The sequence below is a fragment of the Azonexus caeni genome (assembly GCF_048146105.1).
In the GTDB taxonomy this organism is placed as follows: Bacteria; Pseudomonadota; Gammaproteobacteria; order Burkholderiales; family Rhodocyclaceae; genus Azonexus; species Azonexus aromaticus_B.
This window is the reverse complement of the sequence record NZ_JBKJAD010000001.1, coordinates 1-26,202: the sequence shown is the minus strand read 5'-3', so window position 1 is coordinate 26,202 and position 26,202 is coordinate 1. Positions and strand designations below refer to the sequence as shown.

Here is a 26,202-nt window from a genome sequence, read left to right as displayed (position 1 = left end):
GTTGGGCTACTACGAATGCATCCTACGATGCTGACGGGAGTAGATTGCAGTTTCTATTTAATCAACATGTTACGTGGTGCTTGGGTTTGGGGTAGTCTCCCATCGCCCGCTCCACATCGAATACAAGCAGATTGTTGATCTGCAGCAGAAAAGCCAACCTTCAGCGGTTGGCTTTTTCGTTTTCCGGGCGAATTCAAGGTGAGCCGGATAAACTATGCGGATAGTAGGGATTTATACTGCGCGTTCGTCGTCCGTTGGGGGCGGGGCGTTTAGGTTCCGATGTTGATGGCGGCGCCGAACGACATGCTTTTTCCGAAGTGGATTGGCTCAGGGATATTTCATGCAGCTTCGACATCGCTTGCGCTGGCTGTTTTGGGGCCTCGCATTGTGTCTGTGCGGCACGGTGAGCGCCGAAAATGCCTATAAGGTTGGGGTGCTTTACTGGTCGATGAGCATTCCCGGCCAGGTGGCGATGCGCCAGGGGCTGGAGGCGGAAGCCAAGAGGATCAACGCGCAGGCGGCGCGCAGCGGCGGGCGGGGCGTTGTCCTGCTGCCGGAGGTGGCGGGCGACGGCGGCGATGGGGTCGAGCGTCAGATTCGCCAGATGCGGGCCATGGTGGCGGCCAGACCGGACATCATCGTCGTCCAGCCGTCCGACAATGCGGCGCTGGCCGAGCCGCTGAAGGCGGCCAACGCCGCCGGGATTCCCGTCGTGGCCTACGACCAGTACATCAGCGGCGGCAAGCTGGCCTCCTACGTTACCTCGGACAACCGGCAGGCCGGCTATCTGGGCGGCGAGTACATCGCCGCCCGCTTTCCCGGCAATACGCCCTTGCGGCTGGTGCTGGTCGAGTATCCACTGGTCTCGTCCACGGTCGAACGCCTGAACGCTTTCCTCGATGCCCTGCGCGATCATGGCAAGGCCTTCAGGATTCTCAAGACTTACCAGGCGGTCGAGCCGGTCGGCGGACGCAAGGCGGGCGAGGCGATCCTGCGCGATTTTCCACAGCGCGACAGCGTCGATGTGGTGTTTACGGTGAACGATGGTGGCGGGCTGGCCGTCGTCGATGCGCTGGCCAAGGCTGGGCGAAACGAGATCGCGGTGGCCAGTGTCGATGGCGATCCGGTCGCCGTCGGCAACATCCGGGCCGGGCGGTTGACCGTCATCGATGCCGCCCAGTTTTGCGGCCCGCTCGGCGCCGAAGCGATGCGTGTCGCCTATGCCGTACTGCGCAAGCAGCCGGTCGCCCGGCATGTGCTGGTCCCGGTTTTTCCGGTCACCCGTGAAACGGTGGACCGCTATCCCGGTTGGCAGGGGCCGCTGCCCCAGGCCTTTGAAAAGCCCTGGCCTGCCAATCAGCGGTCGTGGTCGGGCAAGATCGTCGAACCGAGATAACAGGCCGTATCGTGACAATTCACTCCAGCGTCAATTTGCCCGATGTCGCCGATGTAGACCGCCGCATGGCGTTCGCCTTCGGAGGGTTGATCTTCGTTTTGATGACCGTCATTCTGCTTGCCGGTGGCGGTTATCTGTATCAGGTCATGAGCCGCGAGCAGGACAAGTTGTCGTCGCTGACCACGCGGGTGCTGGCCAACGCGGTCAATCGCATCAGCTTTTCCGGCAAGTACCACGCCCGCCTGATGCTGGAAGAGGTCAAGGAATCGCACCCGGATCTCGTCTATCTGCGCTTGATCGACACCAGTGGCCGGGTGATTGCCGATAGCGATCCGGCGCACAACGACGCCCAGGTCGATGCCGAACTGCAGCCGCTGATCGACCAGGTGGTCTCGGGAAAAACGCCGGAAGTGGTGCGGCAACTGATGCGCGATGATGTGCCGATCCGCGAAGTGACGCTGATCTACCGCGGTGGCTACGACAATGCCGTGCTTGGCGTCATCCAGGTCGGCCTGTCGGAAGCCGAGAGTTCGCAGGCCCTGCGCACCGGCATGGTGTTCGTCATCGTGCTGACCTCGGGCCTGCTGCTGATCGGTATCTTCCTGACCTTGCGTCTGAGTTCGTACTTCGCCATGCCGGTCCGGCGCGTTGCCCAGGAGCTCGATCAGGAGCGCATGTTCTTGCGTACCGTCATTTCGACCATTCCCGATCTGGTCTGGCTGAAGGATGGGAACGGGGTCTACCTTTCCTGCAACCGCGAGTTCGAACGTTTCTTTGGCAAGTCGGAAGCGGAGATCGTCGGGCGGACCGATTACGATTTCGTCGATCAGGCATTGGCCGACAGCTTCCGGGCCAATGACCAGGCCGCCGTCGAGGCCGGCCGACCGTTGGTCAACGAGGAGTGGATCACCTACGCCTCGGACGGCCATCGGGCCTTTCTCGAAACGACCAAGACACCGATGTTCGCGCCCGACGGGACGCTCATCGGGGTGCTCGGCATCGGCCACGACATTACGGAAAGCCGGGCCAACCAACTGGAGATCGTGCGCAACCGCGATCACTTGGAAGAAGTCGTCGCCGAGCGTACTGTCGAACTGAAACAGGCCAAGGACGCGGCCGAAACGGCCAACATGGCAAAGAGCGCCTTCCTGGCCAACATGAGCCATGAAATCCGTACGCCGCTCAACGCCATCACTGGTATGGCGCACGTCATCCGGCGCGGCGGGGTCAGCGAGAAGCAGGCCGAGCAACTGGACAAGCTGGAGGGGGCGGGGCATCACCTGGTGGAAATCATCAACGCGATTCTCGACTTGTCCAAGATCGAGGCCGGAAAATTCGTCCTCGAAGAGGAACTCGTCAGCATCGAGGAAATCACCGAGAACGCGCTGAGCATTGTCGCCACCAACCTGCGCGCCAAGGGCCTGCAGCTAGCGGTCGACAACGCCGCCATGCCGCTCGGCTTGATGGGCGACCGGACACGTCTGCAGCAAGCGCTGCTCAACTATCTGTCGAACGCGGTCAAATTCACTGAGCGCGGCACGATCACCTTGCGTTCCTTCGTCGTCGAAGACACGCCGGACAACGTGTTGCTGCGCTTTGAAGTCAGCGATAGCGGGATCGGCATCGAAGCCGAAGCTCTCAGGCGATTGTTCTCGGCCTTCGTGCAGGTCGACAGTTCGACCACCCGGAAATACGGTGGTACCGGCCTCGGGCTGGCGATCACCCGGAAACTGGCCGAGCTGATGGGGGGCACCGCCGGCGCCAGCAGCGTGCCGGGGCAGGGCAGCACTTTCTGGTTCACGGCACGCTTACGCAAGGGGCTGGAGATCGACACGACCGCCGGCACGCCGCTGACCCAGGCCGAAGCCATCCTCTGCCGTGATCATGCCGGCGCCCGTGTCCTGTTGGCCGAAGACGAACCGATCAACCGGGAGATCGCCCTCGACATGCTGCAGGATATCGGCCTGATCGTCGATTCTGCGGTGGATGGCGCGGTCGCCTTGCGTCTGGCGGGAGAGAGCGATTACGCGCTGATCCTGATGGACATGCAGATGCCGAACATGGACGGTCTGGAAGCGACGCGGCGCATCCGGCAACTGCCCCGTCACGCGCATACGCCGATTCTCGCCATGACCGCCAATGCCTTCGCTGAAGACCGGCGCCGTTGCTTTGACGCCGGCATGGACGATTTCATCGCCAAGCCGGTACGCCCCGAGCAGCTTTACCTGATGCTGCTCAACTGGCTGGCCAAGCGCCAGCCAGTTGAGATGGAAAGCTAGGCGACAGTCACCTGAGTTGATCCGGCGGCGATCCGGATCGTCGTTTCGCTGGCCACCACCGGCCCGTTCGGCGCTTCGCCGCCGATCAGCCGATGCATCTTGCGCAGGCGGCAGACCAGTTCGCTCGGCGTCAGCGTGACCACGCCGTAACCCTGGGCGTCGCTGTCGATGTGCTTGAGCCAGGGGTTGCCGTCGAGTCCGGCGAGGGTCTGGGCGAGGCCGAGCAGGCTGGTGTTGAAGGCCGGGTCGGCGGCCAGGCCGTTCACCACGGCGTCGGTCGTCGCGTCGATCTGGGCTTCCGGCACGCCCTTTTGCGCCAGCGCGCTACGTACCGGGTGGCGCACCTGCTGCTGCAGGTCGGCTAGCGTCGGCGCCGGGCGACCGAGGGTGTAGTCGAGCAGGTTGACGTCGAAGCTGATGTCGCCGACACCGGGTACCGGCAGGTTGCTGATCGGGTAATAGACCAGCGTGGCGAGGTCGCTGGACAGCGCGGCGACGGCGCTCTTGAGGTAGGAGAAGAAGGAATCGCTGGAGACGCCGGCGACGACGATCTCGTTCATCACCGGGTTGCCGCCGCCGACGGCGCGGTAGTTGTCGCGCACTTCGCCGGCGTAGAAGGCGTGGATGTCGCCGGTCAGGGCGACGACGTTGGCGATGTTGTTGCTGGCGATGAAGTTCATCAGGTCGCGCCGTTCGGCGTCGTAGCCGTCCCAAATGTCGGCGTTGAGGACGAATTTCTGGAAGTAGGGGGCCAGCGCAGCCTTGTCGGCGGCCGGGATGTAGGCCGAATTGACGCCGTTGGCGACGATGTCCGGCATGATCACGCCGAAGGCGGTGGCGGCGCCTACCGTCGACACCGCCTGCAGGGCGATCAGCGCGGCGATGGCGCGCGTGCCGTCGAGGCCGAGCTTGAGCAGCATGACTTCCGAGCCCCACAGTTTCCAGGTGGTGCTGGCGTTGCCCAGCGTCGTCTTCCACCAGTCGCGCTGCGTCGCGCCGAGCATCGAAACCAGCGCCAGCGGGTCGCCGAGGGCGGTGCCGGCGGCGATCTTGGCCGCTTCGACCTGATCGTAAAGGAGCGCTTCGGGGACCATGTAGCGGCTGCCGATCGAGCCCGTCGCGCTGCCGGTGGCCGGGTTTGGCGCCGCTTCCGGGATCAGGTGGTCGCTGCGGTAGAGGCGTTCGTCGGTCATCAGCAGGTGGGCCAGGGTGCCGAAGCGGAAGTCGCGGTAGAGGCCGATCGTCGCGAAGCCGGCGACCGAGTCGTCGAAGCTGACGTCGGCCGGCATGTATTCGAACCAGGCCTGGTTGGCGACGCGGCGGCGGGCAGTGGCGTGGCTGTTGTCGCCGGCGCCGCTGGCCGGGTCGTAGCTGCCGTTGTCGTAGGTTACGGCGTCGCCCCAGCAGTCGTCGGAAAACTCGTGGTCGTCCCAGATGGCGATCATCGCGAAACGTTCATGGACCGCCTGCAGACGCGGGTCGGAGCGGTAGCGCTTGTACAGGTAGCGGTAGTCGTCGAGGCTGGTCGCGTAGCTCGAACCGTCGGCGTTGGCGGTGCCGTTGGGGAAGACCAGCGCGCTGTGGCGACTTTCGACGCTGCCGCTCTGGAAGGCGGCGCCGACCGTCTCGTAGATGTAGTCGCCGAGGTGGATGAAGAAGTCGAGATCGTCGTCGCGCGCCAGCAGGTCGTCGAAGCCGGCCCAGTGATTGACGCTCCAGTCCTGGCAGACGAGCAGGCCGAACTTGAGTTGGCCGATGGCGGCGTCTACGGCCGGTGCGGTGCGGAAACGGCCGACGCGGGAGCGGCTGCCGTCGACGCGGAACTGGTAGTAGTAGGTGGTCGCCGGGTTGAGGCCGCCCAGCTTGTGGCGGATCGTGTGGTCGTAGCGTTGCTGGGCGGCGACGCCGACGGTGGCGATGCCCTTGCCCTGCAGCGCCTGGTTGCCGCCGAGCAGGGCGGCGTTGGCGGGATCGCTCGAAATCAGCAACTGGGCGTCGATGTCGCCGCTGGTGGCGACTGCGATGTCGTCGGCGCTGTTCGGCAGGATGCGGGTCCACAGCACGATGCTGTCCGGGCGCGGATCGGCGGCGGCGACGCTTTGCGGAAACTTGTGGCGGTCGGCACTGCCGCCACCGCTGCTGCCGAGGCAGCCGGCCAGGCCGAAGCTGGCGATCGAGGCCGAGATGAAGCCGCTGGCGCGCAGGAAGTCGCGGCGGGTGACATTGACGCTCATGGGGTTCCCCTGACTGACGATGCGAAAAAGCGCAGTCTGCCGGGGCCAGGTTATCGCCCTGTGACAGTCCGGCGACGCGTCAGGAAATGCCGTAGCGGCGCAGCCGGGCGGCGATCGCCGTGTGCGAGGTGCCGAGCCGGCGAGCCAGCCGGCGGCTGGACGGGTATTCGCGGTAGAGGCGTTGCAGCAGCTTGCGCTCGAAGTCGGCGACCGCCTGTTCGAGACTGGCGACGGCGCCGCTATCGTCGCCGTCTTCCGGCACTGGGTCGGCTTCGTGCGCCAGTTCGAGGTCGGCAACGTCGATCTGGCGCCCTTCGCAGATGGTGACGGCGCGGAAGATCACGTTCTGCAACTGGCGGACGTTGCCGATCCACGGATTGGCCTGCAGTGCGGCGGCCGCCGCCGGGCTCAGACGGAGCGCCGGGCGCGCCGCCTGGGCGCAGGCGCGGGCGAGGAAATCGCGGGCCAGCGGCAGGATGTCGCCGGGCCGCTCGCGCAGCGGCGGCACGTGCAGGTTGAGGACGTTGAGGCGGAACAGCAGGTCCTGACGGAAACGGCCGTCGCTGACCATGCCTTCCAGCGCGCGGTGGGTGGCGCTGATGATGCGCACGTCGATGCGGATTTCGCGCTCGCCGCCGACACGGCGGAAGCTGCCGTCGTTGAGGAAGCGCAGCAGCTTGGCCTGCAGGTAGGGCGACATTTCGCCGATCTCGTCGAGGAAGACGGTGCCGCCGTCGGCCAGTTCGAGCAGGCCGGGCTTGCCGCCGCGCAGCGCGCCGGTGAAGGCGCCGGCGGCGTAGCCGAAGAGTTCGGCCTCGGCCAGGTTTTCCGGCAGGGCGGCGCAGTTGAGGGCAAAGAAGGGCTGCTGGCGGCGGCCGCTGCCGGCGTGGCAGGCGTGCGCCAGCAGTTCCTTGCCGGTGCCGGTCTCGCCGGTGATCAGCAGCGGCGCATCGACCATCGCCATGCGCGCGGCGCGCTGCTTGAGTTGGGCGATCGCCGGCGAATCGCCGAGGATCGCCTCGAAGCCGCCGGCGTCGTAGTTCTGCAGCGCGCTCATGCGTTCGCCGAGGCGGCTCGGCGTGTGCAGCATCAGCACGGCGCCTGCCACCTGGCCGCCGCTTTCCTGCAAGGGTTTGCTTTCGAGCAGGTAGGGTTCGCCCCGGATCAATACCTCGCGCACCGGCAGGCGGTAGCCGCTGGCGAGCAGTTCGCCGGGCAGCGCGGGATCGTCGATGACGGCCGCCAGCGTACTGCCGACCAGGTTCGCCGGGGCGGCGGCGAGGGCGGCCTGGTTGGCGACGACGACGCGGCCGTCCTGGTCGACGGCGAGGATGGGGTCGGGCTGGGCATCGAGTAGGGCGTCCAGGTAAAGCCGGCGTTGCGCGCCGGGCAGCATGGCGACCGGCTCGACCCGGTCGACGCCGGCGACGCCGAGCAACTGGGCGCGCAGTTCGGCGAGTTCGGCTGGGGCGACGGCCGGAGCCTCGATGTAGATGTGTGGCGGATCGACCTCGACCGCCGTCACGTTGAGGGCGCGGCCGGCCAGTTGGGCGAGGACTTCCTGGGCGATGCCGACGCGGTCGGCGAAGTGGACGGCGATACGCATGGCAGGTGTGTTGCGAAATCAATACGGTGTAGCGATATTAATACAGATTGTCAAAGTGTAGAAAAATTCATGATTAACAATGGCGTGCAAGATTTGCTCGGGCTGATGGTGTTGCGAATTCATTACGATAGCCGGCAGGGGAACTTTGGTGGGGTTTTGCAAGTCATTGAATGCAAAGGGGTTGTTTTCCTGGCACGGGAATCGCTGAATGGATCGCATCAGGAATACGAAACCTTCGGCAAGGAGAGTCGGCATGCATGTTCTCGTTCTCGGCAGCGGCGTCATCGGCACCAGCGTCGCCTACTACCTGGCGCGCGCCGGGCATCGGGTCACCGTCGTCGACCGGCAGCCCGGTCCGGCGCTGGAAACCAGCTACGCCAACGCGGGCGAGGTTTCGCCCGGTTATTCGGCGCCCTGGGCGGCGCCCGGCGTACCGTTCAAGGCGATCAAATGGCTGTTGATGAAGCACGGGCCGCTGGTCATCAAGCCCGGCTTCGACCCCGCGCTGTGGCGCTGGATGCTGGCCATGCTCGGCAACTGCAACGCGGCGGCCTACCGGACCAACAAGCGGCGCATGGTGCGCCTGGCCGAATACAGCCGCGACTGCCTGCGCGAACTGCGTGCCGAAACCGGCATCGAGTACGACCAGCGCAGCCAGGGCACCTTGCAGTTGTTCCGCACTCAGAAGCAGCTCGACGGCATCGCCGGCGACATCGAGATCCTGCGCGAATTCGGCGTGCCCTTCGAACTGCTCGACCGCGCCGGCTACCTGCGCCACGAGCCGGCGCTGGCGGCGGTCAGCGACAAGTTCGTCGGCGGCCTGCGCTTGCCCGGCGACGAGACCGGCGACTGTTTCAAGTTCACGCAGAACCTGGCCGGGCTGGCCGCCGGACTGGGCGTCGACTTCCGCTTCGGCGTCGATATCGGCGGGCTGGAGCATGACGGGCGGCGGATTTCCGGCGTCCGCACGACGCGCGGGACGCTGACGGCGGACCATTACGTGCTGGCCCTGGGCAGTTATTCGACCGCCCTGCTGCGGCCGCTCGGCATCGACATCCCGGTCTATCCGGTCAAGGGCTTCTCGCTCACCGTGCCGATCGTCGATCCGGCGGCAGCGCCGGAGTCGACGGTCATGGACGAAACCCACAAGGTGGCGGTGACCCGGCTCGGCGACCGCATCCGTGTCGGCGGCACGGCGCAGCTTTCCGGCTTCGATCTCAGCCTGGCCGAAGGGCGGCGGCGGACGCTGGAATTCGTCGTCGGCGACCTCTTCCCTGGCGGCGGCGACCTCGCCCGGGCCGAGTTCTGGACCGGCCTGCGGCCGATGACGCCGGACGGCACGCCGATCGTCGGCCGCACCCGTTACGACAACCTGCTGCTGAGCACCGGCCACGGCACGCTGGGATGGACGATGGCGGCCGGCACCGGGCGCGTCGTCGCCGATCTGGTCTGTGGCCGGCAGCCGGAAATCGCCGTCGACGACCTCGGCGTCGCGCGTTACGCCGGTGCTCAGCTACGTCGTCCGGCACCGCGCCCGGTTTCTGCGGCGCCGGCCTGAAACGTTACAAATCGGCCGCCAATTCGCTGCAACTTCTGCGTCGGCAACCGGTCAGTCCTCTGGTAGTGCAACCCACCATTACGAGGAGACGAAGATGCCGAACAGAGCTGTCATCAAGATTGTCCAGAATCGCGAATTCCTGGTCTGCCAGCCGGCCGACGACGTGCGGACCGTCGCCGCGCACATGAAACGGCACGGCCAGGCGGCGGTCCTGGTGGTGTCGCCGGAGGGCCTGCTGCTCGGCATCTGCACCGAGCGCGACCTGGCCTACAAGGTGCTGGCCGAGGGGCTGGACGGGACGACCCCGGTGTCGGCGGTGATGACGCCGGAGCCGCGCACCGTGCCGCCGGAGATGATCTTCGGCCATGTCCTGCACTTGATGTACGAAGGCGGTTTCCGCCACATGCCGGTGGTCGATCCGGGCGGCCGGCCGCTCGGCCTGGTTTCGGCGCGTGACGCGCTGGGCTTGGAAATGATCAGTTTCGCCGGCGAGATGGCGCAGCGCGAGGCGCTGGCGGAAGTTCTCTAGGCTGCTGCAGGCGCCGCCGCCTGCAGCAGTTCGCCGATGAATGCCGAGGCGGGCAGGGACAGCACCTTGCCCTTCAGATGCACGATCGACCACGGCTGCTGGATCGGAAAGCCGGCGACGTCGAGCAGGCAGAGACCGTTGTCGGCCGGATCGGCGGCCAGCGCGTGGCGCGACAGGATGGACAGGCCGACGCCGCTGGCGACGAGGTCGCGGATCGCCTCGTTGCTGGCGACCGTCAGCCTGACCTTGAGCGTCTGGCCGCTCGCCTGCAGATGACGGTCCACCGCCGCCCGCGAACCGGAGCCGGCTTCCCGTAGCAGGAAGGGCTCGTCGGCCAGGGCGGCGGCGTCGATCCGCCGGCCGGCCAGGCGATGGCCGAGCGGGGCGACGACGTGCAGCGGATTGTCGAGGAAGGGGCGGACGACGACGTCGATGTCCTGCGGCGGGTAGGACATGATGTAGAGGTCGTCCTCGTTCTTGCGCATCCGGTCGACGACGCCGGCGCGGTTGGTGATCTCGAGCCGGACGTCGATTTCCGGGTAGCGGCGGCAGAAGGCGCCGAGCATGCGCGGCAGGAAGTACTGCGCGGTATTCACCAGGGCAACGCGCAGGCGGCCGCTGTGCAGGCCTTTCAGCGCACCGATCGCAGCGTCGAGGCGGTTCCATTCGTGGTCGAGGACGCGCACCGTCGCCAGCAATTCCTCGCCGGCGGCGGTCAGGCGGATGTCGCGGCCGATCTGCTCGAACAGCGGCAGGCCCAGCGTATCGGCCAGTTGGCGAATCTGGATCGAGACTGCCGGCTGGGTCAGGTGCAGGGTCTCGGCGGCGCGCGAGAAACTGCCCAGACGGGCTACCGTGGCAAAGGTTTCGAGCTGGCGCGGGGTGATGTGGCGCTTCAATGTATAAGTTTCAACAAATGATCGGCGCGTCAAGTTTAATTGGATTTAATCGATGGCAGAAGGGATAGTCACGCCGTCGCGGCCTTGCCGCCTGCCGGATTGCCTTCATGCCCTTCGAACCCGTCATCCTTTTCTTCCTGCTCGGCGCGCTGGCCGGGCTGATCCGTTCCGACCTGCGCATCCCCGCCGTCCTCTATGAGTCGCTGAGCATCTTCCTGCTGCTCGCGATCGGCCTCAAGGGCGGCGTCGAACTGGCACGCTACCCGGTCGGCGAGTTGCTGTTTGCCGCCGGTGTCGTCGTCGCTGCCGGCGCGTTGATTCCGCTGATCGCCTTTCCGGTGCTGGCCCGCCTGGGCAAACTGCCGCGCGCCGACGCGGCGTCGATCGCCGCCCACTACGGTTCGGTCAGCGTCGTCACCTTTGCCGTCGCCTCGACCTTCCTGCTCGGCCGCGGCGAGAGCGCCGAGGGCTACATGACCGTGTTCCTCGTCCTGCTCGAATTCCCGGCGCTGATGATCGGCATCTGGCTGGCGCGGCGTGGCGAGGGTTCGGCTGACTGGGGCAAGGTGCTGCACGAGGTCTTCGCCGGCAAGAGCATCGTCCTCCTGCTCGGCGGCCTGGCGATCGGCTGGGTCGCCGGCAGCGAGGGACTGAAGCCGCTCGACAAGCTGTTCTTCGACCTGTTCAAGGGGATGCTGGCGATCTTCCTGCTCGAGATGGGCCTGGTCGCCGCCAGCCGCATCGGCGACCTGCGCCGGGCCGGCGTTTTCCTCGCCGGCTTCGCCGTCGCCATGCCGCTGGTCGGGGCCGGGCTCGGCATCGTCATCGGCCTCTTGCTCGGCCTGTCGGTCGGCGGTACGACGCTGCTCGCGACGCTCTACGCCAGCGCTTCCTACATCGCGGCGCCGGCGGCGATGCGCATCGCCGTGCCGGAAGCCAATCCCGGCCTGTCGATCGGCGCCGCGCTCGGCATTACCTTCCCGTTCAATCTGCTGCTCGGCATTCCGGCCTATCATTGGGCGGCCGTCACCCTGCATGGAGTCTTCGCATGAATCGCCCGCTGCAAACCCGCAAGCTGCTGACCATCGTCTGCGAGGCGGCGCTGGAAAAACGCCTGGAAAAGGAATTGCCGGGTTTCGGCGCGCACGGCTACACGATTTCCGATGCCCGCGGCAACGGCGCTCACGGTCGCCGCGATGCCGCCTGGCCGGCGAGCGCCAACATCCGGGTCGAGGTGCTGTGCGATGAGGCGGTCGCCGAAGCCGTCGTCCGTCATCTGGAAGCGCAGTATTTCAGCAGCTACCAGTTGGTCGTCTTCCTGTCCGACGTCCAGGTGCTGCGGGCGGAGAAGTTCTAGGGCGTGTTCATAGTAAGCAGCGGGCGGCTGGTTACTGCAAATACGCCCTAGCCGAGCAGCTTGCGCTGGTCGAGGAAGGTCTCGAGGAGTTCCAGGCGGGCCAGCGGGTCGTCGAGTTCGAGCAGCTTCTGCTTGGCCAGGTTCTGGATAGGCAGCACCTCGGTCAGCCGGTAGCCGACCCAGCCGGCGTCGTCGTAGCGGTGCGGTTCCGGCATGCGCGCCGGGCCGAGGTCGCCGACGACGCGCTGGAGCAGTGGCAGCAGGCGTTCGCGGTTCTGCGGCAGCGGGACTTCCGGTTCGGCGAGCAGTTCGACGGTGGCGCGCAACAGCCGGTCGGCGCCGACCTCGTGGTCGAGGATGCGGAAGCGGCGCCCGCCGATGGCGTCGAGCATCAGGATGCCGAGCTGCTCCATTTCCCAGTTGGCGATGCTGGCCAGCGTGCCGACGGTGTGCGGTACCGCGGCTTCGCCGACTTCGGCGCCGGCGTCGATCAGGCAGATGCCGAAGGGCGTGTTGTCCTTGAGGCAGGCGGCCGCCATGTCCAGGTAGCGTTGCTCGAAGACCTTCAAGGGCTGCACGCCGCCGGGAAAGAGCACGGTGTTGAGCGGAAACAGCGGAATTTCCAGCGTCTCGACGCCGCCGCCGCCGGGGGCGCGGATGAAGTCGAACCAGCCCATCAGCGGTCCTCGCCCCAGCGCTGCATCAGCGTGTGTGGAACGGAGATCTGATCGAGCACACGGGCGACGACGAAATCGACGATGTCCTGCACGCTCTGCGGATGGTGATAGAAGCCCGGGCTGGGCGGCAGGATGACGGCACCGGCGCGCGAGAGGCGCAGCATGTTTTCCAGGTGGATCGCCGAGAACGGCGTTTCACGGGGAACCAGCACCAGCTTGCGGCCTTCCTTGAGCACCACGTCGGCGGCACGCTCGATCAGTTTGTCGGAAAGCCCCTGGGCGATCGCCGCCAGGGTGCCCATCGAACAGGGGCAGACGACCATCGCGTCGGGCGGGTTGGAGCCGGAGGCGACCGGGGCGAACCATTCCTCGCGGCCGAAAACCTGCAGCTTCTCGCCATCGACCGCCGGCAAGCGGGCGAGCAGCGCGGCCTTGGCGTCGGCCGGGCGCGACGGCAGGTCGAAGTCCAGTTCCTGACGGGCGACGATCTGCGCCGCCTGCGAATACAGCAACTGGACGCGACAGCCGGCGCCGAGCAGGCATTCGAGCAGGCGCAGGCCGTAGGGCAGGCCGGAGGCGCCGGTCAGGGCGAGGCAGACAGTGGCACTCATGGAGTGGATTCCGGGGCGGGAGAGTCAGCCAGCAGTTTAGCCGCGATCAGGCCGTTGATGGTGCCGAAGAACAATGCGGCGGCGGCGAAAACCGGCAGCAGCAGGAAGACGCCGTCGTGCGGGATCAGCCAGGCGCGGGCGAGCAGCAACTGGCCGCCGATGTGCGCCAGCGCGGCGAGGATGGACAGGCTGACCGGTCCGAACCAGCGCGCTGGCAGATGGCGGGCGAGGCCAAGCGTGAGCAGGCTGAGCGTCGTGCCGGCGGCCGACAGGAAGAAGCCGGGGGCGAGGAAGTAGCCGAGCAGCAGGCTGCCGGCGAGGACGCGCAGGACGCTGACCCAGACCGCGGTACCCCAGCCGTAGCGGAGCAGGACGATCAGCGTGACGATGTTGGCGAGCCCCGGCTTGATTCCCGGCAACGGTGTCGGGATCGCCGCGTCAACGAGCGACAGGCCGACCGCTGCGGTGGCCAGCCAGGCGACCCGGCGGTCCTCCGGGGTGACCGCGAGTTCAATAACTGAGCGAGTCATAGACCTTGGTCCGGCCGGTGATCTGCAGGCTGACGCGGTTGGGGGCGCAGATGGCGATTTCGCCGGGACGCATCAGCCAGCCCTGCTTGACGCAATACTGGCGCGGTCCGGGATCGGCGACGACCCGGGCGCGGCCCGGCTCGACGGCGATCCGGGTGACGCCGAGCGGGCCGGGGACGAGGATTTCGCGCCGTGTCCGCAGATCGACTTCGGCGAATACTTTTCCTTCCTGGCGGACGATGGCGCGGTCGGCGAGGCCGCCTTGCCAGAATTGCGGAATGCTGAAACCGACCAGCGCCGCGACAAGCAGGAAAACCAGCCAGTCGCCGGGGCGGATCAGCGCCAGCCAGCGCATCAACCGGCCAGCGTGCGATGCCGGACCAGCACGCGGGCCTGGCCGGCGAAGCGGCGGGCCAGCGTTTCCGCCAGATAGACGGAGCGGTGCTGGCCACCGGTGCAGCCGATGGCTACCGTCAGGTAATTGCGGTTGTCGCGGATGTAGCTGGGCAACCAGTCGGAGACGAAACGGCCGATGTCTTCGCGCATGCGGACGACGTCGGGGTCGCATTCGAGGAATTCGGCGACCGGTCGGTCGCGCCCGGTGAGCGGGCGCAAGGCCGGGTCGTAATGCGGATTGGGCAGGCAACGGACGTCGAAGACGAGGTCGGCGTCGAGCGGCAGGCCGTGCTTGAAGCCGAAGGACTCGAACATCAGCGTCAGGCCCTGGCCGGGCTGGCTTTCTATGAACTGGCGCACCCATTCCCGCAGGGCGCTGGCCTTCAGGCCGCTGGTGTCGATGCGGTGGCCGAGACCGGCGATCGGCGCCAGCAGTTCGCTCTCCAGGCGGATCGATTCGGCCAGCGAGCGTTCGTCGTCGGCCAGCGGATGGCGGCGTCGCGATTCGGAATAGCGCTTGAGCAGCGTTTCCTCGTTGGCGTGCAGGAACAGGAAGGTGACCTGCACACCATCCTCGCTCAGTCGCTTGAGTTTGCCGGGCAGCAGTTCAATGCCGCCGCCGGAGCGGGCATCGATGGCAACCGCCACCTTGCTGACCTGTTCTTCCTGCAGCATGCCGACCAGCACGGTCAGAATGACAACAGGCAAGTTGTCGACGCAGTAATAGCCCGAGTCTTCAAGCAGGTTGAGGGCGACGGACTTGCCGGAGCCGGAAAGTCCGCTGATCAGTATGAGTTCCATGGTCGGCAGGATAAAGGAAGGCGCCGCCGCGCCGCAACCTTTAACGGTTGTCCTTAGGCGATTGGCATGTTGCCGTGCGGCCGCGGCCCTCGACCCTGAAAGGCAGGGCGTTTTTCCGGGAGTGTTTAAAGGATAATACCGGGAGAAGAAAACCCGTGGAGAGACACCATGACCCCGACCCTTCCCCTGCCCGAGTTGCCTTTCCTGGCTGAACTGACAGCGCTGCGCCGCGACATCCATGCCCACCCCGAACTGGCTTTCGATGAGCGCCGGACGGCCGATATCGTCGCCGCCGAACTGGCCCGCTACGGTCTCGAAGTGCATCGTGGCCTAGCCAAAACCGGCGTCGTCGGCGTCCTCAAGGCCGGCAATTCGCCGCGCATGATCGGCCTGCGTGCCGACATGGACGCGCTGCCGCTCGCCGAGCTGAACGAATTCCCGCATCACTCGAAGCACCCCGGCAAGATGCACGCCTGCGGCCACGACGGCCATACCGCGATGCTGCTGGGCGCTGCCCGTTACCTGGCGGAGAACCCGGATTTCGACGGCACCGTCGTTTTCATCTTCCAGCCGGCCGAGGAATCCGAGGGCGGCGCGGCGGTGATGATCGAGGACGGCCTGTTCGAGAAATTCCCGGTCGAAGCGGTGTTCGGCCTGCACAACTGGCCAGGCATCCCGGTCGGCGAGATGATGGCGATGCCGGGGCCGGTGATGGCCGGCACCTGCGGCTTCGAGATCCACGTGCGCGGCCACGGCTGCCACGCGGCGATGCCGCACCAAGGGATCGACGCCATCGTCACCGGCGCGCAACTGGTGCAGGCGCTGCAGACCGTGGTCAGCCGCACCTTGCATCCCTGTGATGCGGCGGTGGTCAGTGTTACCCAGTTCCACGCTGGCGAGGCCTGGAACATCATTCCGGAAGAAGTGGTGATGCGCGGCACCATCCGCAGCTTCAAGCCGGAAGTCCAGGAGAGCATCGAGCGCGCCATCGAGCGCCTGTGCAGCGGCATCGCCGCCGCCAACGGGGCGCAGATTTCGGTGCGTTTCGAGCACCGCTATCCGCCGACGGTCAACAGCCCGGCCGAGGCCAGATTCTGCCAGCAGGTCGCCGCCGAGTTGTTCGGCGCCGAGCGGGTGCTGACCGACATCCTGCCGTCGATGGGCGCCGAGGATTTCGCCTACATGCTGCGCGAGAAGCCCGGCTGCTACGTCTGGCTGGGCAACGGTCCTGGCACCGGTGGCTGTACCCTGCACAACCCGCACTACGATTTCAACGACCAGTTGCTGACGCTGGGCGTCGCTTACTGGTCGCACCTGGTCAGGCGCGCCCTGCCAAGGGCGGCCTGAGAACTACAGCCGGAACTGGGCGATTGCCCGGTTGAGTTCGCCGGAAACGGCATTCAGGCGGTCGGCGCTGGCCACCACCTGACGCAGCGCCTGATCGTTGCTGGCGATCAGGTTGCGCACCTGTTCGACATGCGACTCGATCTGCTGTTCGCTGGCGTTTTCGGCGCTGATCGCCTGGGCGATGCGCCCGACCACCACCGTCACTTCCTGCGCGCTGGCCTTCATGCGGTCGAAGGCTTCGCGCGATTGTTTGGATAATTCGACACTTTCCCCGACCTGCAGCAGGCCGGCTTCCATGCCCTCGACGGCACGTTGGGTACCGGACTGGATGCTGGCGACCATGGTCGAGATTTCGGATGTCGATTGTGTCGTCCTTTCGGCCAACTTGCGCACTTCGTCGGCAACCACGGCGAAGCCGCGGCCCTGTTCGCCGGCACGGGCGGCCTCGATGGCGGCGTTGAGGGCGAGCAGGTTGGTCTGACCAGCGATGTCGGAAATGACGCCGAGAATTGAGCTGATTTTTGCCGACTGGGCACCCAGTTCCCGGATGTGGGTCGCCGTCGTTTGCACCGAACCCGCCATTTCGGCAGTCTCCGCCGCCGCCTTGCTGGCCAGCGCGGCGCCGCTGTCGGAGGTGGCGCCGGAATCGCCGACGATGCGTTCAGCCTCGCTGACCGCCCGCATGATGTCGTTGAGGCCGCTGGTCGCGACATGGACATTGCTGACCATTTCCTGGGCGTAGTTCAACTGTTGCTGGCTGCCGGCGGCGACCTGGCGCGTTGCGTCGTCGACCAGACGGGCGCCTTGCTCGACTTCCCGGGCGTGGCTGGCCAGCGAGCCGACCAGTTGCCGTAGCTGATCCTGCATGCGGGCCAGCGCACCGAGCAGGCTGGCGCCGTTGCTGCCGTCGAGGGCGATCGTCCGGCTCAGGTCGCCGGTAGCAACGGCGCTGGCAACCTCACGGGCGTAGGCCGGTTCGCCGCCCAGTTCGCGGCGGACGTAGGCGAGCGTGGTCCACACGCTGCCGATACCGATCAGGATGGCAATCGCCGTCAGCACCAGGGTCAGCATTTCCTGATTGTGCGCGGCATCTTCCACACGCTGGCGTTCTTCCAGCGTTTTCTGTTTCAGGATGTCGAGATCGTCGAGCAGCACCTGCTTCAACTTCCGCCAGGCCGGCGTTTCCTTGGCATTGATCAGCGCCTTGGCCTCATCGAAACGGCCTTCCTTGAGTGCTGCCAGCACTTCCTTCTGGGCGCTGGCCTGGGCTTCGGCCAGCTTTTCCAGTCCGCCGATCGTTTCGGTGAAACCTTCCACCTTCGCGGCATTGACAACGGCCGACTGGCGCGCCTTGGCGAAATCCTCGCGCGCCTTGTCGAGGTTCTGGTAGGCCTTGGGGTTTTCCGGATCGAGGGTGATGTTGCGTAGTGCCTGCCCCATCTGCAAGCCCTGGGCGTACATCTCGCGGTAATCCTGGCGCAACGCACTGGGACCATCGAGGAAGCGGCCAAAACTGGCCGAGGTTCCCAGCATGCCCTGATACGCCACGGCAACGGCGCTGACGAAAGCGGCCATGATCAGCGCCATGCCCAACAACAATCGATTGCGAAAGCTCATCACTGTCCTCTTATATTTGATCACTATTACCATTGTAAGAGGCTGCGCCGGGTTTGGGTCAGCGAAGGATGAGCATATCTTCCCGATGAACGAGTACACCGGCGCCGCTCAGGTCGGCGAGCAGGCGGGCGGTCAGTTCGTCTTCCGCCAGCGCCAGATAGCGCTGGTTGATATCGACCGCGAACGGCAGGCTGGCCAGGAAATCGGCAAAACCCGTTGCCGGCAGTTGCTGCCTCTCCATCAGTGCGAAGGCGACGATCACCTTGAGGGCGTGCCAGGCGAGCCGCTCAATGTCGGCGCAATAGCCATCAAGCCGGCGGAAGGCGGTGGCGAGCGCCCGATCGACGTCGGCAAAGGGGGCGCCGTGGCCGGGGATGACGATGTCGATCGGCAGGCGGCCGAGCATTTCCAGTGTCGCCCGGGTGGCCGTCAGGCCGTCGGCGGTGCCGAGCAGTTCCGGGAAGACGACGCCGAAGCCGTTTTCCCACAGCGCATCGCCGGAAATCAGCAGGCGTCGTTCCTGGTTGTAGAAGGCGAGCGCTTCCATGTCGTGCCCCGGTACCGCCAGCGCCTGCCAGTTCAGTCCGGCGAACTCGATGGCGCTGCCCGCCTCGATCAGCGCGTCGTGGCGGAAGGGGGCTGCCTGCTGGCCGAGCGGCGAGAGCAGCAGGGCATCCTCGTCCCATTCGGCGATGCTTGCCTGGAGGCCGGCGGGTACCGCGATCGAACAGCCGAAAGCGGCCTGCACCGCAGCATTGCCGCCAATATGGTCGGAGTGCGAATGGGTGTTCAACAGGCGCTCAAGCTGGCAACCGGCGAGCGCATGGCGGAGCAGGTCGACCGTCTGTTCGGCGTGCGTGACGTAACCGCTGTCGATCAGCGTCGCCCGCTCGCCGTCGAAAGCGAGGATGTTGTTGGCCGACAGCCAGCCGCGCTCGATGACCAGGAGGCTGTCTGGCAGCTTCGCCGTCATGCCGGGCGCGGAGTCTCGTCTGCGGTCGGCGCTGGCGTCTGGGGTGGGACGGCGGTTTCCGGCACCTCTGCCGGCGGCCGCCCGCAGCCGAGGCAGTAGCCGCTGTCGGGGTCGGTGGTGCAGATGCCGACGCAGGGGTAGAGGTCTTCGCTGGGCTCGCTCATGCTCATTCAGTGGGGCGGGGAGATGCCGCTTGCCGGTCGCGCAGCGCGGCGAGCACGGCCAGGCGTGCCGGCGCATCGAGGCGCGACCAGTTGGCAATTTCGTCGAGGCTGCGCCGGCACCCGACGCAGAAACCGCTGGCCGGGTCGATGCGACAGGCGTTGGTGCAGGGCGAGGCGGGCAGGGCAGGCATCAGAAGAGGACGTAACGTTTTTGACGGTCGATGGCGTTGGCGACGGCGGTCTGCGCTTCCTCACGCGTGATGCGGACCAGCGTCGCCAGATGCTGACGTCGGTCGCGGCTGGAAAGTTCCGGAAAACTGATGGTCTGCGCGTCGTCGCCGGGTTCGGACGGCTCATGGACGATTCCCATGCGGTCGATGCGGATGCTGACCGGTGTCAGCGCCAGTGCGCTTTCCGGGTGGCGCAGGAAGTCGGCCAGCACCTCGACCAGATGCTCGGGCATCAGGGCCTCGCTGTTTTCGCGCAGGCGCAGGTCGAGTTCGACCAGGTGACGGGTGTGGCGTTCATCCTCGTCGGGGTGATGTTGTTGCTGCAGGACGAGCAACTGGGCGTGTTCGATCGAGAGATCGGCGCGCAAGCCCTGGCGTTCTCGGCGCAACTGTTCGACGTGGGCGTTGAAGCTGCGCAGCAGGCTCTCCAGCGCCCGCGCCTGCAGCCGCTGGCGCGTTGTTTCCAGGTTGCAACTGGGTTCGATCAGCGTCTGGTCGGAGAAATAGACGATTTCTTGCGGCACGTCGCTGCGTATCACGTTGCCCTGCTGCGCCAGGCCGAACTGCCGCTTCTGCTGGCGACGCGCCGCCAGCATCGCGCAGAAGCAGTCGCTGGCCCAGCACTCCGGGCGTTGCAGGAAATCGCGCACCGCCTGGCTGCGGCCGAGCATTTCGTCGATGTCGGCCGGCGTGGCGAACAGCGCATGCACCAGCATGTCGTTGGCGAAGCTGCGCCGGTTGATCTCGATCGGCCCGGGCAAGGCACTGACCAGGCCGTGGCAATAACCCAGTGCATGTTCGACGGCGGCCAGCAGGTGCTTGTCGAGGCGTGGCGCGGCGCGGACCAGCGGATCGACCATGCCGATCACGCGATCAAGCGCCGCCGTCACCTCGGGGTCGGGCTGTGGTGCGGGTTTCAGCAGATCGGCAAGGGCGGAAAGGAAAGTCAATCGGACTTGGCGCAGAGCGCCCGGCCGGCCCTGGCGCCGTTCGGGCGGTTGATGGTGGCGGCGATCCATTCGCCGACTGCCGCCAGTTTAGCCAGATCGATGCCGGTTTGTATGCCCAATCCGTCGAGCAGATAGACCACGTCCTCGGTGGCCACGTTGCCGGAGGCCCCTTTCGCGTAGGGACAGCCGCCCAGTCCGGCGACCGAGGCGTCGAAGACCGCCATGCCGGCCTGCAGTGAAGCGTAGATGTTGGCGATCGCCATGCCGTAGGTGTCGTGATAATGGCCGGCTAGCCTGTCGATCGGCACGACGCGGGCGCAGGCTTCGATCATGCGGGCGATCGAAGCCGGATTGCCGACGCCAATGGTGTCGCCCAGCGACACCTCGTAACAGCCCATGTCGAAAAGGATTTTCGCCACTTCGGCGGTTTTCTCCGGCGCCACCGCCCCTTCATAGGGGCAACCGACGACGCAGGAAACATAGCCACGCACCGGGATTTCCAGCGCCGAAGCGGCGGCGACCACTGGCTCGAAGCGTTTCAGGCTTTCGGCAATCGAGCAATTGATGTTCTTGCGCGAAAAAGCCTCGGAAGCGGCAGCGAAGATCGCCACCTCGTCGGCCTGGGCCGTGACGGCACCGTCAAAACCTTGCAGATTGGGCGTCAGCGCGGTGTAGGTGACGCCCGCCCGACGCCTGATGCCGGCCAGCACGGCGGCGTTGTCGCCCATCTGCGGCACCCACTTCGGCGAGACGAAGGAGGTCGCCTCGATCACCGACAAACCGGCCTCGGCCAGGCGTTCGATCAGTTCGATCTTGATCTCGGTCGGGACGACCTGTTTTTCATTCTGCAGGCCGTCGCGCGGGCCGACTTCGACGATTTTGACGTGGGTGGGGAGGTGTGTGGAATTTGTTTGGTGTGGTGACATATTGCTGGTATCAAGAGGCGAGGTGATATTTAGGAAAGCTATTTTGGTGTTGCTTTCGTTCGCAATGTTTCATAAGAAACTATATGGTCAATAATTAAGCTGATTTCTTTGGCGGAATTGCTCTTGGCTATTAGGAAATTGTCGCCAGAATGGATCAGATAGGTATCGTCGCTGCCTTTCGCTGACCAATAGTTTGGCGAAGGGTACCGGATGTTTTTTATCTCAGAAATAGGTACAAAACGAGCTGATCTTCTTACTTCAGCCATTGCTTCATTGGCTAGGTGGAGTTTTGTTATTGCCTCGTTGGCCATTCCTCCTGAAACAACACGCTCTAGAACAGATGTGGCAGCGAGGCCGGTCAATACCCAACCAGGCGATCCCAAAAATCCTATTGGAGACGACCAACCCTTCATTTTTTCGTTCGCTGAAGTTATGAGTTGTTCTGTTTCTGCAATTTTTTTTGCGTCGGCTAGGAGCAATTCGGTGATTTCGATTGTTTCTCCTGATGTCAAACAAATGCGAACGGCGTTTATCGGGTGTATTTGATTATCGTCAATTTGCACCGTCTCAACTGAGATCTGCAATTTTCCTGCGTTGACGGATATTGCCTCGAGATCATTACCCCGCAGTAAGGAGATGACTGCTGAAGAGTTTGGATTATTGTCAATGCATGCCAGTAAAGAATTTAGGCTGTCAAGAGGATGGTTGTTGTAGCTTAATAAAATGTCCCCGGTTTTAAGACCAGCGCGCGCCCCTTGGCCGTCAATTGCTAACGAGGTTATTTCTATTCTCTGCATAGGTTGGTAGTCAAAAAATTCACTAGGGAAAATTTCTCGATGCGATCTGTTATTAAAAAGCAAATCGGAAATTGGTTACCTCCCCGATGAAGATATAGGTCAAAAACTATCCTCCGATTCCGCTCTAGGCAGGTGCGCGAGTTCGTGCTCCAGTTCTTCCACCGTCGGCAACTGGGATTGCACTGCCAGCGGGATATCCTTGGTGATGTAGGAACTGACGCCCATCGGTTTGGAGATGTCGCGCAGGGCGTATTCCACGTCCAGGCGGTCTTTGTCCTTGCACAGGATCAGTCCGATGGTCGGTTGGTCGTCGGTTCCGCGCAGCAGGTCATCGACCGCTGAAAGATAGAAGTTGAGCTTGCCGATGTATTCCGGTTTGAACGCACCCGCTTTGAGTTCAATCACCACATAGCACTTCAGTTTTGCGTGGTAAAAGAGCAGATCAAGGCGATAGTCCCGTCCGTTGATCGTGAGCGGATATTGCCGGCCGAGGAAGGCAAAGCCCTTGCCGAGTTCAAGCAAAAAGCGCGTGATCTGCGCCACCAACTGGCTTTCTATATCGCGCTCGACGGCTTGTGGTGTCAGTGTGAGGAAATCGAAAACATAGGGATCTTTCAGGCTTTGCTGGGCCAGTTCCGATTGCGGTACGGGCAAGGTCTGGGCAAAGTTGCTGATGGCTTGCGCAGCGCGCTCATGGAAACGCTGCTCAATTTGCCATTCGAGGACGCTGCGGCTCCAGCCATGTTCCACGCAGGCCCGGGCGTAGATCAAGGCGGTTTCCAGGGTTTTGACCTTGGCTAACAAGGTCCGTATGTGGCCCCAGGGAATCTGTCCCACAGCCTGTGGGACAGATTCGAACGCAGGCCGGAAGAAGCTGTGAAACTGCCGCATGGCAAACAGGCTGGTGCGCGAGAAGCCCTTGATGCCGGGGTAGGCGTCCTGCAAATCCCTGGCCATTCGCTCGACGACCGCCGCGCCCCACCCTCGTTCGTCCTGCCATTGCTGCAGTTGGCGGCCAATTTCCCAGTAAAGCTCCAGCAACTCGGCATTCACCGCCAGGACAGCCCGCATCTGGGCGGACTGGATGCGTTGTTTGATCGCTTCCAGCGCTTGCCGATAGTCTTGTTGATGAAGGATGCCGGTCATGAATTAGCAGAATCGAGGTGGCCCCTGAATGATCTTGCGTCGCCGCACGCCGTTGCCAAAGTAGCGCGACTGGCAGCGGCATGCAATCGGTCTACTCTCCTTCAAACTCCACAAGCGCCGCCCCATCGCTCACCTGTTCGCCGGCGGCGTAGCAGAAGGCCTTGAGGGTGCCGGCGGCGGGGGCGGTGATGGTGTGCTCCATTTTCATCGCTTCGAGGATCAAGAGCGGCGTGCCTTTTTCCACCTTCTGGCCGGGCTGGGCGAGCAGGGCGACGACCTTGCCGGGCATCGGTGCGGTCAGGCCAGCGCCGTGGCTGTCGCCGGCATCGACACGGTGCAGCGGGTCGTCGCGCAGGAGTGAGTACGTGCTCCCCTGCAAAAACACCGTGCGCTTGTCGTCGACGGCGACCACCGAGGCGATCAGGCGGCGGTCGTCGAGTTCGACGGCAAAGCGGTCGCCTTCCAGCTTCCTGCCGCTGGCCACGGTCGTTTCACCGCCGAGCGTGATTTCCCAGCGCTCGCCGAGGTAACGCACGCCAGCCTCGACCAGCGTCTCGCCATCCATGAAGCTGATCGTGCGCGCTGCCGACAGGTTCATCCGCCAGCCGTCGCGCGCATGCCAGGGCGAGTACGGGTCGCCGCTGTGTTGCGCGGCCAGTTTGGCAGCGTGCTGCTCCCAGAGCAGTTCGCCGACCGTGGCGACGAGCAGCGCGTCGCGCGGCACCGGCTGCGCGGCCGGGAAGAGGAAATCCTTTTGCCGCTCGATCAGGCCGGTGTCGAGGTCGGCCTTGGCGAAGGCCGGGCAGGCGACCAGGCGGGAGAGGAAGTCGATGTTGGTGGTCAGGCCGGCGACGCGGTAGTCGGCCAAGGCCTTCCTCATGCGCGCTAGCGCGCCGTCACGGGTTTCGTCCCAGACGATCAGCTTGGCGATCATCGGGTCGTAGAAGGGCGTGATCTCGTCGCCTTCCTCGACGCCGGTATCGACCCGCACGTTGATCGACTCGGCCGGCGGCACCAGGCGCACCAGCTTGCCGGTGGCGGGCAGGAAGCCCTTGCTGGCGTCCTCGGCGTAGATGCGTGCTTCCAGCGCGTGGCCGCGGATTTCCAGTTGTTCCTGCCTGAGCGGCAGCGGCTGGCCGGCGGCGACGCGCAACTGCCATTCGACCAGGTCCTGGCCGGTGATCATTTCGGTGACCGGGTGCTCGACCTGCAGGCGGGTGTTCATCTCCATGAAGAAGAAGCTGCCGTCCTGATTGGCGATGAATTCGACCGTGCCGGCGCCGACGTAGCCAACGGCCTTGGCGGCGGCCACCGCCGCTTCGCCCATCTCGCGGCGGCGGGCTTCGCTCATGCCCGGCGCCGGGGCTTCTTCCAGCACCTTCTGGTGGCGGCGCTGCACCGAGCAGTCGCGCTCGAAGAGATAGACGCAGTGGCCCAGCGTGTCGGCGAAGACCTGTATTTCGACGTGGCGCGGCTTGGTGATGTATTTCTCGATCAGCACATGGTCGTCGCCGAAGCTCGACAGCGCCTCGCGCTTGCAGGAGGCCAGTGCGTCCGGGAAGTCCTCGGACTTCTCGACCAGGCGCATGCCCTTGCCGCCGCCACCGGCTGCCGCCTTGATCAGCACCGGGTAGCCGATCTTCTCGGCCTCGGCGTGCAGCAGCGTCGGGCGCTGGTCGTCGCCGTGGTAGCCCGGCGTCAGCGGCACGTTCGCCGTGCCCATCAGTTTCTTGGCTTCCGACTTCGAGCCCATGGCGCGGATGGCCGCGGCCGGCGGGCCGATGAAGACCAGGCCGGCCTGGGCCAGGGCTTCGGCGAATTCCTCGTTTTCAGAGAGAAAACCGTAGCCCGGATGCACCGCCTGGGCGCCGGTGCGCTGGCAGGCCTCGATGATCTTGTCGGCGACCAGATAGGACTCGCGCGCCGCCGCCGGCCCGAGCAGCACGGCCTCGTCGGCCAGACGGACGTGGCGGGCATTGGCGTCGGCCTCGGAATAGACGGCGACGGTGCGGATGCCCATGCGGCGGGCGGTTTTAATTACCCGGCAAGCGATCTCGCCGCGATTGGCAATCAGAATCTTGGTGAACATCGTTTTACGCCTCCATCCAGTTGGGCGAACGTTTTTCGAGGAAAGCGGCGATACCTTCGCGTGCCTCCGGCGTCGCCCGCAAATGGGCGATGCGGTGGGCAGTTTCCTCGACCAGGGTGTGGTTGACCGGCTGGTGATCGACGGCGCGGATCAGGTCCTTGGCGGCGGCCTGCGCGTTGGGGCCGCCGGCGAGCAGCGCGCTGACGACCTCGGCGACTTTGCTGTCGAGCGCTTCCGGCTCGGCGACTTCATGCACCAGCCCGATTTCGCGGGCGCGGGCGGCATCGATGCGCTCGGCGGTCTGGAAGTAGCGCGTCGCCTGGCGGGCGCCGATGGCGCGCAGTACGTAGGGCGAAATCGCCGAGGGAATGATGCCGAACTTGACCTCGGAGGTGGCGAACACTGCCTTGGTCGAGGCGACGGCGATGTCGCAGGCCGATGCCAGGCCCATGCCGCCGCCGAGTGCGGCGCCCTGCACGCGGGCGATGGTCGGCTTCTTCATCTCGGCCAGGGTGCGCAGCATGCCGGCCAGGGCACGGGCGTCGTTGAGGTTCTCATCGATGCCGTTGTTGGCGGCACGGCGCATCCAGTTGAGGTCGGCACCGGCCGAGAAACTCTTGCCGCGGCCGGCGAGGACGACGACGCGGATGTCGGCGTCCTGGTCGAGGGCGATGCAGGCGGCGGTCAGTTCGGCGATCAGGGTTTCGTCGAAGGCATTGTGGAGGTCGGGCCGGTTCATCCAGATCGTGGCGACCGGGCCGGCGAGTTCGATTTCCAGGGCTTGGAAGGGCATTTGGGTTTGTCTCCTGCTTATTGGTCTGTTTTTTTACGGGTGTGTTTTTGGTTTGATGCGGGTGGCTTCTGTATTTTTAGCGCCGTGTTCCGCGCCTGACGCGCGGGCGTACTTTTTCTTGTGTGGCCAAGAAAAAGTAGCCAAAAAGAAGGCCACCCCTGGGTCGGCGCCCCGCTGCGCGGGTACCCTGCGCTACTCGTCGTTGGCGGGGGCTGCGCAACTCGGGGCTTTGCCCCTCAGACAGTGCTCGCCCTTTATCCGCCAACGCCTGCGTTGCTCGGCGCCTCCCAAGGGGCC

At 65.1% G+C, this 26,202-nt stretch carries 26 protein-coding genes; 7 read left to right on the top strand and 19 right to left on the bottom strand.

All coding sequences use genetic code 11. The features are described 5' to 3' along the window. Positions 1-340 precede the first annotated feature (340 nt). Both ACLIIZ_RS00130 and ACLIIZ_RS00125 read left to right on the top strand, forming a co-directional pair. Positions 341-1,396 carry a sugar ABC transporter substrate-binding protein gene (locus ACLIIZ_RS00130; protein WP_416690059.1) on the top strand — a complete coding sequence of 352 codons (1,056 nt, stop codon included), beginning with the start codon at positions 341-343 and terminating at the stop codon, positions 1,394-1,396. Between the two features lie 11 nt (positions 1,397-1,407). Then, positions 1,408-3,675 (top strand): response regulator, encoded by a 2,268-nt coding sequence (locus tag ACLIIZ_RS00125; protein WP_416690058.1) that lies wholly within the window; start codon positions 1,408-1,410, stop codon positions 3,673-3,675. Here the strand turns inward: ACLIIZ_RS00125 and ACLIIZ_RS00120 are convergent. The 3 genes from ACLIIZ_RS00120 to ACLIIZ_RS00110 form a co-directional block, all read right to left on the bottom strand. Then, a complete protein-coding gene (locus ACLIIZ_RS00120) occupies positions 3,672-5,909 on the bottom strand; it encodes an alkaline phosphatase D family protein (protein ID WP_416690056.1) in 2,238 nt (745 codons plus the stop codon). The genes ACLIIZ_RS00125 and ACLIIZ_RS00120 overlap by 4 nt on opposite strands. Before the next feature lie 79 nt (positions 5,910-5,988). Continuing rightward, a complete protein-coding gene (locus ACLIIZ_RS00115; RefSeq protein WP_416690054.1) occupies positions 5,989-7,515 on the bottom strand; it encodes a sigma 54-interacting transcriptional regulator in 1,527 nt (508 codons plus the stop codon). Positions 7,516-7,533: 18 nt separating this feature from the next. Next, complete coding sequence (locus ACLIIZ_RS00110; protein WP_416690053.1) at positions 7,534-7,770, bottom strand: hypothetical protein; 237 nt, start codon at positions 7,768-7,770, stop codon at positions 7,534-7,536. Between ACLIIZ_RS00110 and ACLIIZ_RS00105 the strand changes: the two genes are divergently transcribed. Both ACLIIZ_RS00105 and ACLIIZ_RS00100 read left to right on the top strand, forming a co-directional pair. Continuing rightward, entirely contained in the window at positions 7,769-9,073 is a 1,305-nt protein-coding gene (locus ACLIIZ_RS00105) for a D-amino acid dehydrogenase (protein ID WP_416690051.1), read from the top strand. The genes ACLIIZ_RS00110 and ACLIIZ_RS00105 overlap by 2 nt on opposite strands. Positions 9,074-9,167: 94 nt before the next feature. Next, the gene (locus ACLIIZ_RS00100; protein WP_416690049.1) at positions 9,168-9,602 is read left to right on the top strand and encodes a CBS domain-containing protein; all 435 of its coding nucleotides are present in this window, start codon (positions 9,168-9,170) and stop codon (positions 9,600-9,602) included. Here the strand turns inward: ACLIIZ_RS00100 and ACLIIZ_RS00095 are convergent. After that, on the bottom strand, positions 9,599-10,501 hold the full coding sequence (locus ACLIIZ_RS00095; protein ID WP_416690047.1) for a LysR family transcriptional regulator: 903 nt from the start codon (positions 10,499-10,501) through the stop codon (positions 9,599-9,601). The genes ACLIIZ_RS00100 and ACLIIZ_RS00095 overlap by 4 nt on opposite strands. Positions 10,502-10,608: 107 nt before the next feature. On the opposite strand from ACLIIZ_RS00095, the gene ACLIIZ_RS00090 reads away from it, so the two are divergent. Together ACLIIZ_RS00090 and ACLIIZ_RS00085 are read left to right on the top strand one after the other, a co-directional pair. Further along, positions 10,609-11,553 carry a sodium-dependent bicarbonate transport family permease gene (locus ACLIIZ_RS00090; protein ID WP_416690045.1) on the top strand — a complete coding sequence of 315 codons (945 nt, stop codon included), beginning with the start codon at positions 10,609-10,611 and terminating at the stop codon, positions 11,551-11,553. Then, positions 11,550-11,858 (top strand): P-II family nitrogen regulator, encoded by a 309-nt coding sequence (locus tag ACLIIZ_RS00085; protein ID WP_416690043.1) that lies wholly within the window; start codon positions 11,550-11,552, stop codon positions 11,856-11,858. Before ACLIIZ_RS00090 ends, ACLIIZ_RS00085 begins: the two co-directional genes overlap by 4 nt. A 47-nt stretch (positions 11,859-11,905) precedes the next feature. On the opposite strand, the gene ACLIIZ_RS00080 is transcribed toward ACLIIZ_RS00085, so the two are convergent. Genes ACLIIZ_RS00080 through rapZ form a run of 5 tightly spaced genes read right to left on the bottom strand, consistent with a single transcriptional unit; the run spans position 11,906 to position 14,873 of the window. After that, positions 11,906-12,535, bottom strand: a complete 630-nt coding sequence (locus ACLIIZ_RS00080) for an LON peptidase substrate-binding domain-containing protein (RefSeq protein WP_416690042.1) — start codon at positions 12,533-12,535, stop codon at positions 11,906-11,908. Beyond that, positions 12,535-13,146, bottom strand: a complete 612-nt coding sequence (locus tag ACLIIZ_RS00075; protein ID WP_416690040.1) for a flavin prenyltransferase UbiX — start codon at positions 13,144-13,146, stop codon at positions 12,535-12,537. Before ACLIIZ_RS00075 ends, ACLIIZ_RS00080 begins: the two co-directional genes overlap by 1 nt. Beyond that, complete coding sequence (locus ACLIIZ_RS00070) at positions 13,143-13,676, bottom strand: Gx transporter family protein (protein ID WP_416690039.1); 534 nt, start codon at positions 13,674-13,676, stop codon at positions 13,143-13,145. The genes ACLIIZ_RS00075 and ACLIIZ_RS00070 overlap by 4 nt, the downstream gene beginning before the upstream one ends. Next, on the bottom strand, positions 13,657-14,031 hold the full coding sequence (locus tag ACLIIZ_RS00065) for a NusG domain II-containing protein (protein ID WP_416690037.1): 375 nt from the start codon (positions 14,029-14,031) through the stop codon (positions 13,657-13,659). Before ACLIIZ_RS00065 ends, ACLIIZ_RS00070 begins: the two co-directional genes overlap by 20 nt. Next, on the bottom strand, positions 14,031-14,873 hold the full coding sequence (rapZ, locus tag ACLIIZ_RS00060) for an RNase adapter RapZ (protein WP_416690036.1): 843 nt from the start codon (positions 14,871-14,873) through the stop codon (positions 14,031-14,033). Before rapZ ends, ACLIIZ_RS00065 begins: the two co-directional genes overlap by 1 nt. Positions 14,874-15,041: 168 nt before the next feature. Between rapZ and ACLIIZ_RS00055 the strand changes: the two genes are divergently transcribed. Beyond that, complete coding sequence (locus ACLIIZ_RS00055; protein WP_416690034.1) at positions 15,042-16,220, top strand: M20 aminoacylase family protein; 1,179 nt, start codon at positions 15,042-15,044, stop codon at positions 16,218-16,220. 3 nt (positions 16,221-16,223) lie between these two features. On the opposite strand, the gene ACLIIZ_RS00050 is transcribed toward ACLIIZ_RS00055, so the two are convergent. The 10 genes from ACLIIZ_RS00050 to ACLIIZ_RS00005 all read right to left on the bottom strand — a co-directional run bounded on the left by ACLIIZ_RS00050 (position 16,224) and on the right by ACLIIZ_RS00005 (position 25,905). Then, positions 16,224-17,837 (bottom strand): methyl-accepting chemotaxis protein, encoded by a 1,614-nt coding sequence (locus tag ACLIIZ_RS00050; protein WP_416690032.1) that lies wholly within the window; start codon positions 17,835-17,837, stop codon positions 16,224-16,226. A gap of 58 nt (positions 17,838-17,895) precedes the next feature. Next, complete coding sequence (locus ACLIIZ_RS00045) at positions 17,896-18,810, bottom strand: MBL fold metallo-hydrolase (RefSeq protein WP_416690031.1); 915 nt, start codon at positions 18,808-18,810, stop codon at positions 17,896-17,898. Continuing rightward, on the bottom strand, positions 18,807-18,974 hold the full coding sequence (locus ACLIIZ_RS00040; RefSeq protein ID WP_416690030.1) for a DUF1289 domain-containing protein: 168 nt from the start codon (positions 18,972-18,974) through the stop codon (positions 18,807-18,809). The genes ACLIIZ_RS00045 and ACLIIZ_RS00040 overlap by 4 nt, the downstream gene beginning before the upstream one ends. A gap of 2 nt (positions 18,975-18,976) precedes the next feature. Further along, positions 18,977-19,165, bottom strand: a complete 189-nt coding sequence (locus ACLIIZ_RS00035) for a DUF1289 domain-containing protein (RefSeq protein WP_416690028.1) — start codon at positions 19,163-19,165, stop codon at positions 18,977-18,979. Then, complete coding sequence (locus ACLIIZ_RS00030) at positions 19,165-20,154, bottom strand: hypothetical protein (RefSeq protein WP_416690027.1); 990 nt, start codon at positions 20,152-20,154, stop codon at positions 19,165-19,167. The genes ACLIIZ_RS00035 and ACLIIZ_RS00030 overlap by 1 nt, the downstream gene beginning before the upstream one ends. Further along, positions 20,151-21,080, bottom strand: a complete 930-nt coding sequence (locus ACLIIZ_RS00025) for a hydroxymethylglutaryl-CoA lyase (RefSeq protein WP_416690026.1) — start codon at positions 21,078-21,080, stop codon at positions 20,151-20,153. The genes ACLIIZ_RS00030 and ACLIIZ_RS00025 overlap by 4 nt, the downstream gene beginning before the upstream one ends. A gap of 38 nt (positions 21,081-21,118) precedes the next feature. Beyond that, entirely contained in the window at positions 21,119-21,877 is a 759-nt protein-coding gene (locus tag ACLIIZ_RS00020; RefSeq protein WP_416690024.1) for a PDZ domain-containing protein, read from the bottom strand. 99 nt (positions 21,878-21,976) lie between these two features. Beyond that, positions 21,977-23,023, bottom strand: a complete 1,047-nt coding sequence (locus ACLIIZ_RS00015) for a PDDEXK nuclease domain-containing protein (protein WP_416690022.1) — start codon at positions 23,021-23,023, stop codon at positions 21,977-21,979. Between the two features lie 91 nt (positions 23,024-23,114). Next, a complete protein-coding gene (locus tag ACLIIZ_RS00010) occupies positions 23,115-25,112 on the bottom strand; it encodes an acetyl/propionyl/methylcrotonyl-CoA carboxylase subunit alpha (RefSeq protein ID WP_416690020.1) in 1,998 nt (665 codons plus the stop codon). Between the two features lie 4 nt (positions 25,113-25,116). Further along, positions 25,117-25,905, bottom strand: coding sequence for an enoyl-CoA hydratase/isomerase family protein (locus ACLIIZ_RS00005; protein ID WP_416690019.1), 789 nt, complete (start codon positions 25,903-25,905; stop codon positions 25,117-25,119). Positions 25,906-26,202 lie beyond the last annotated feature (297 nt).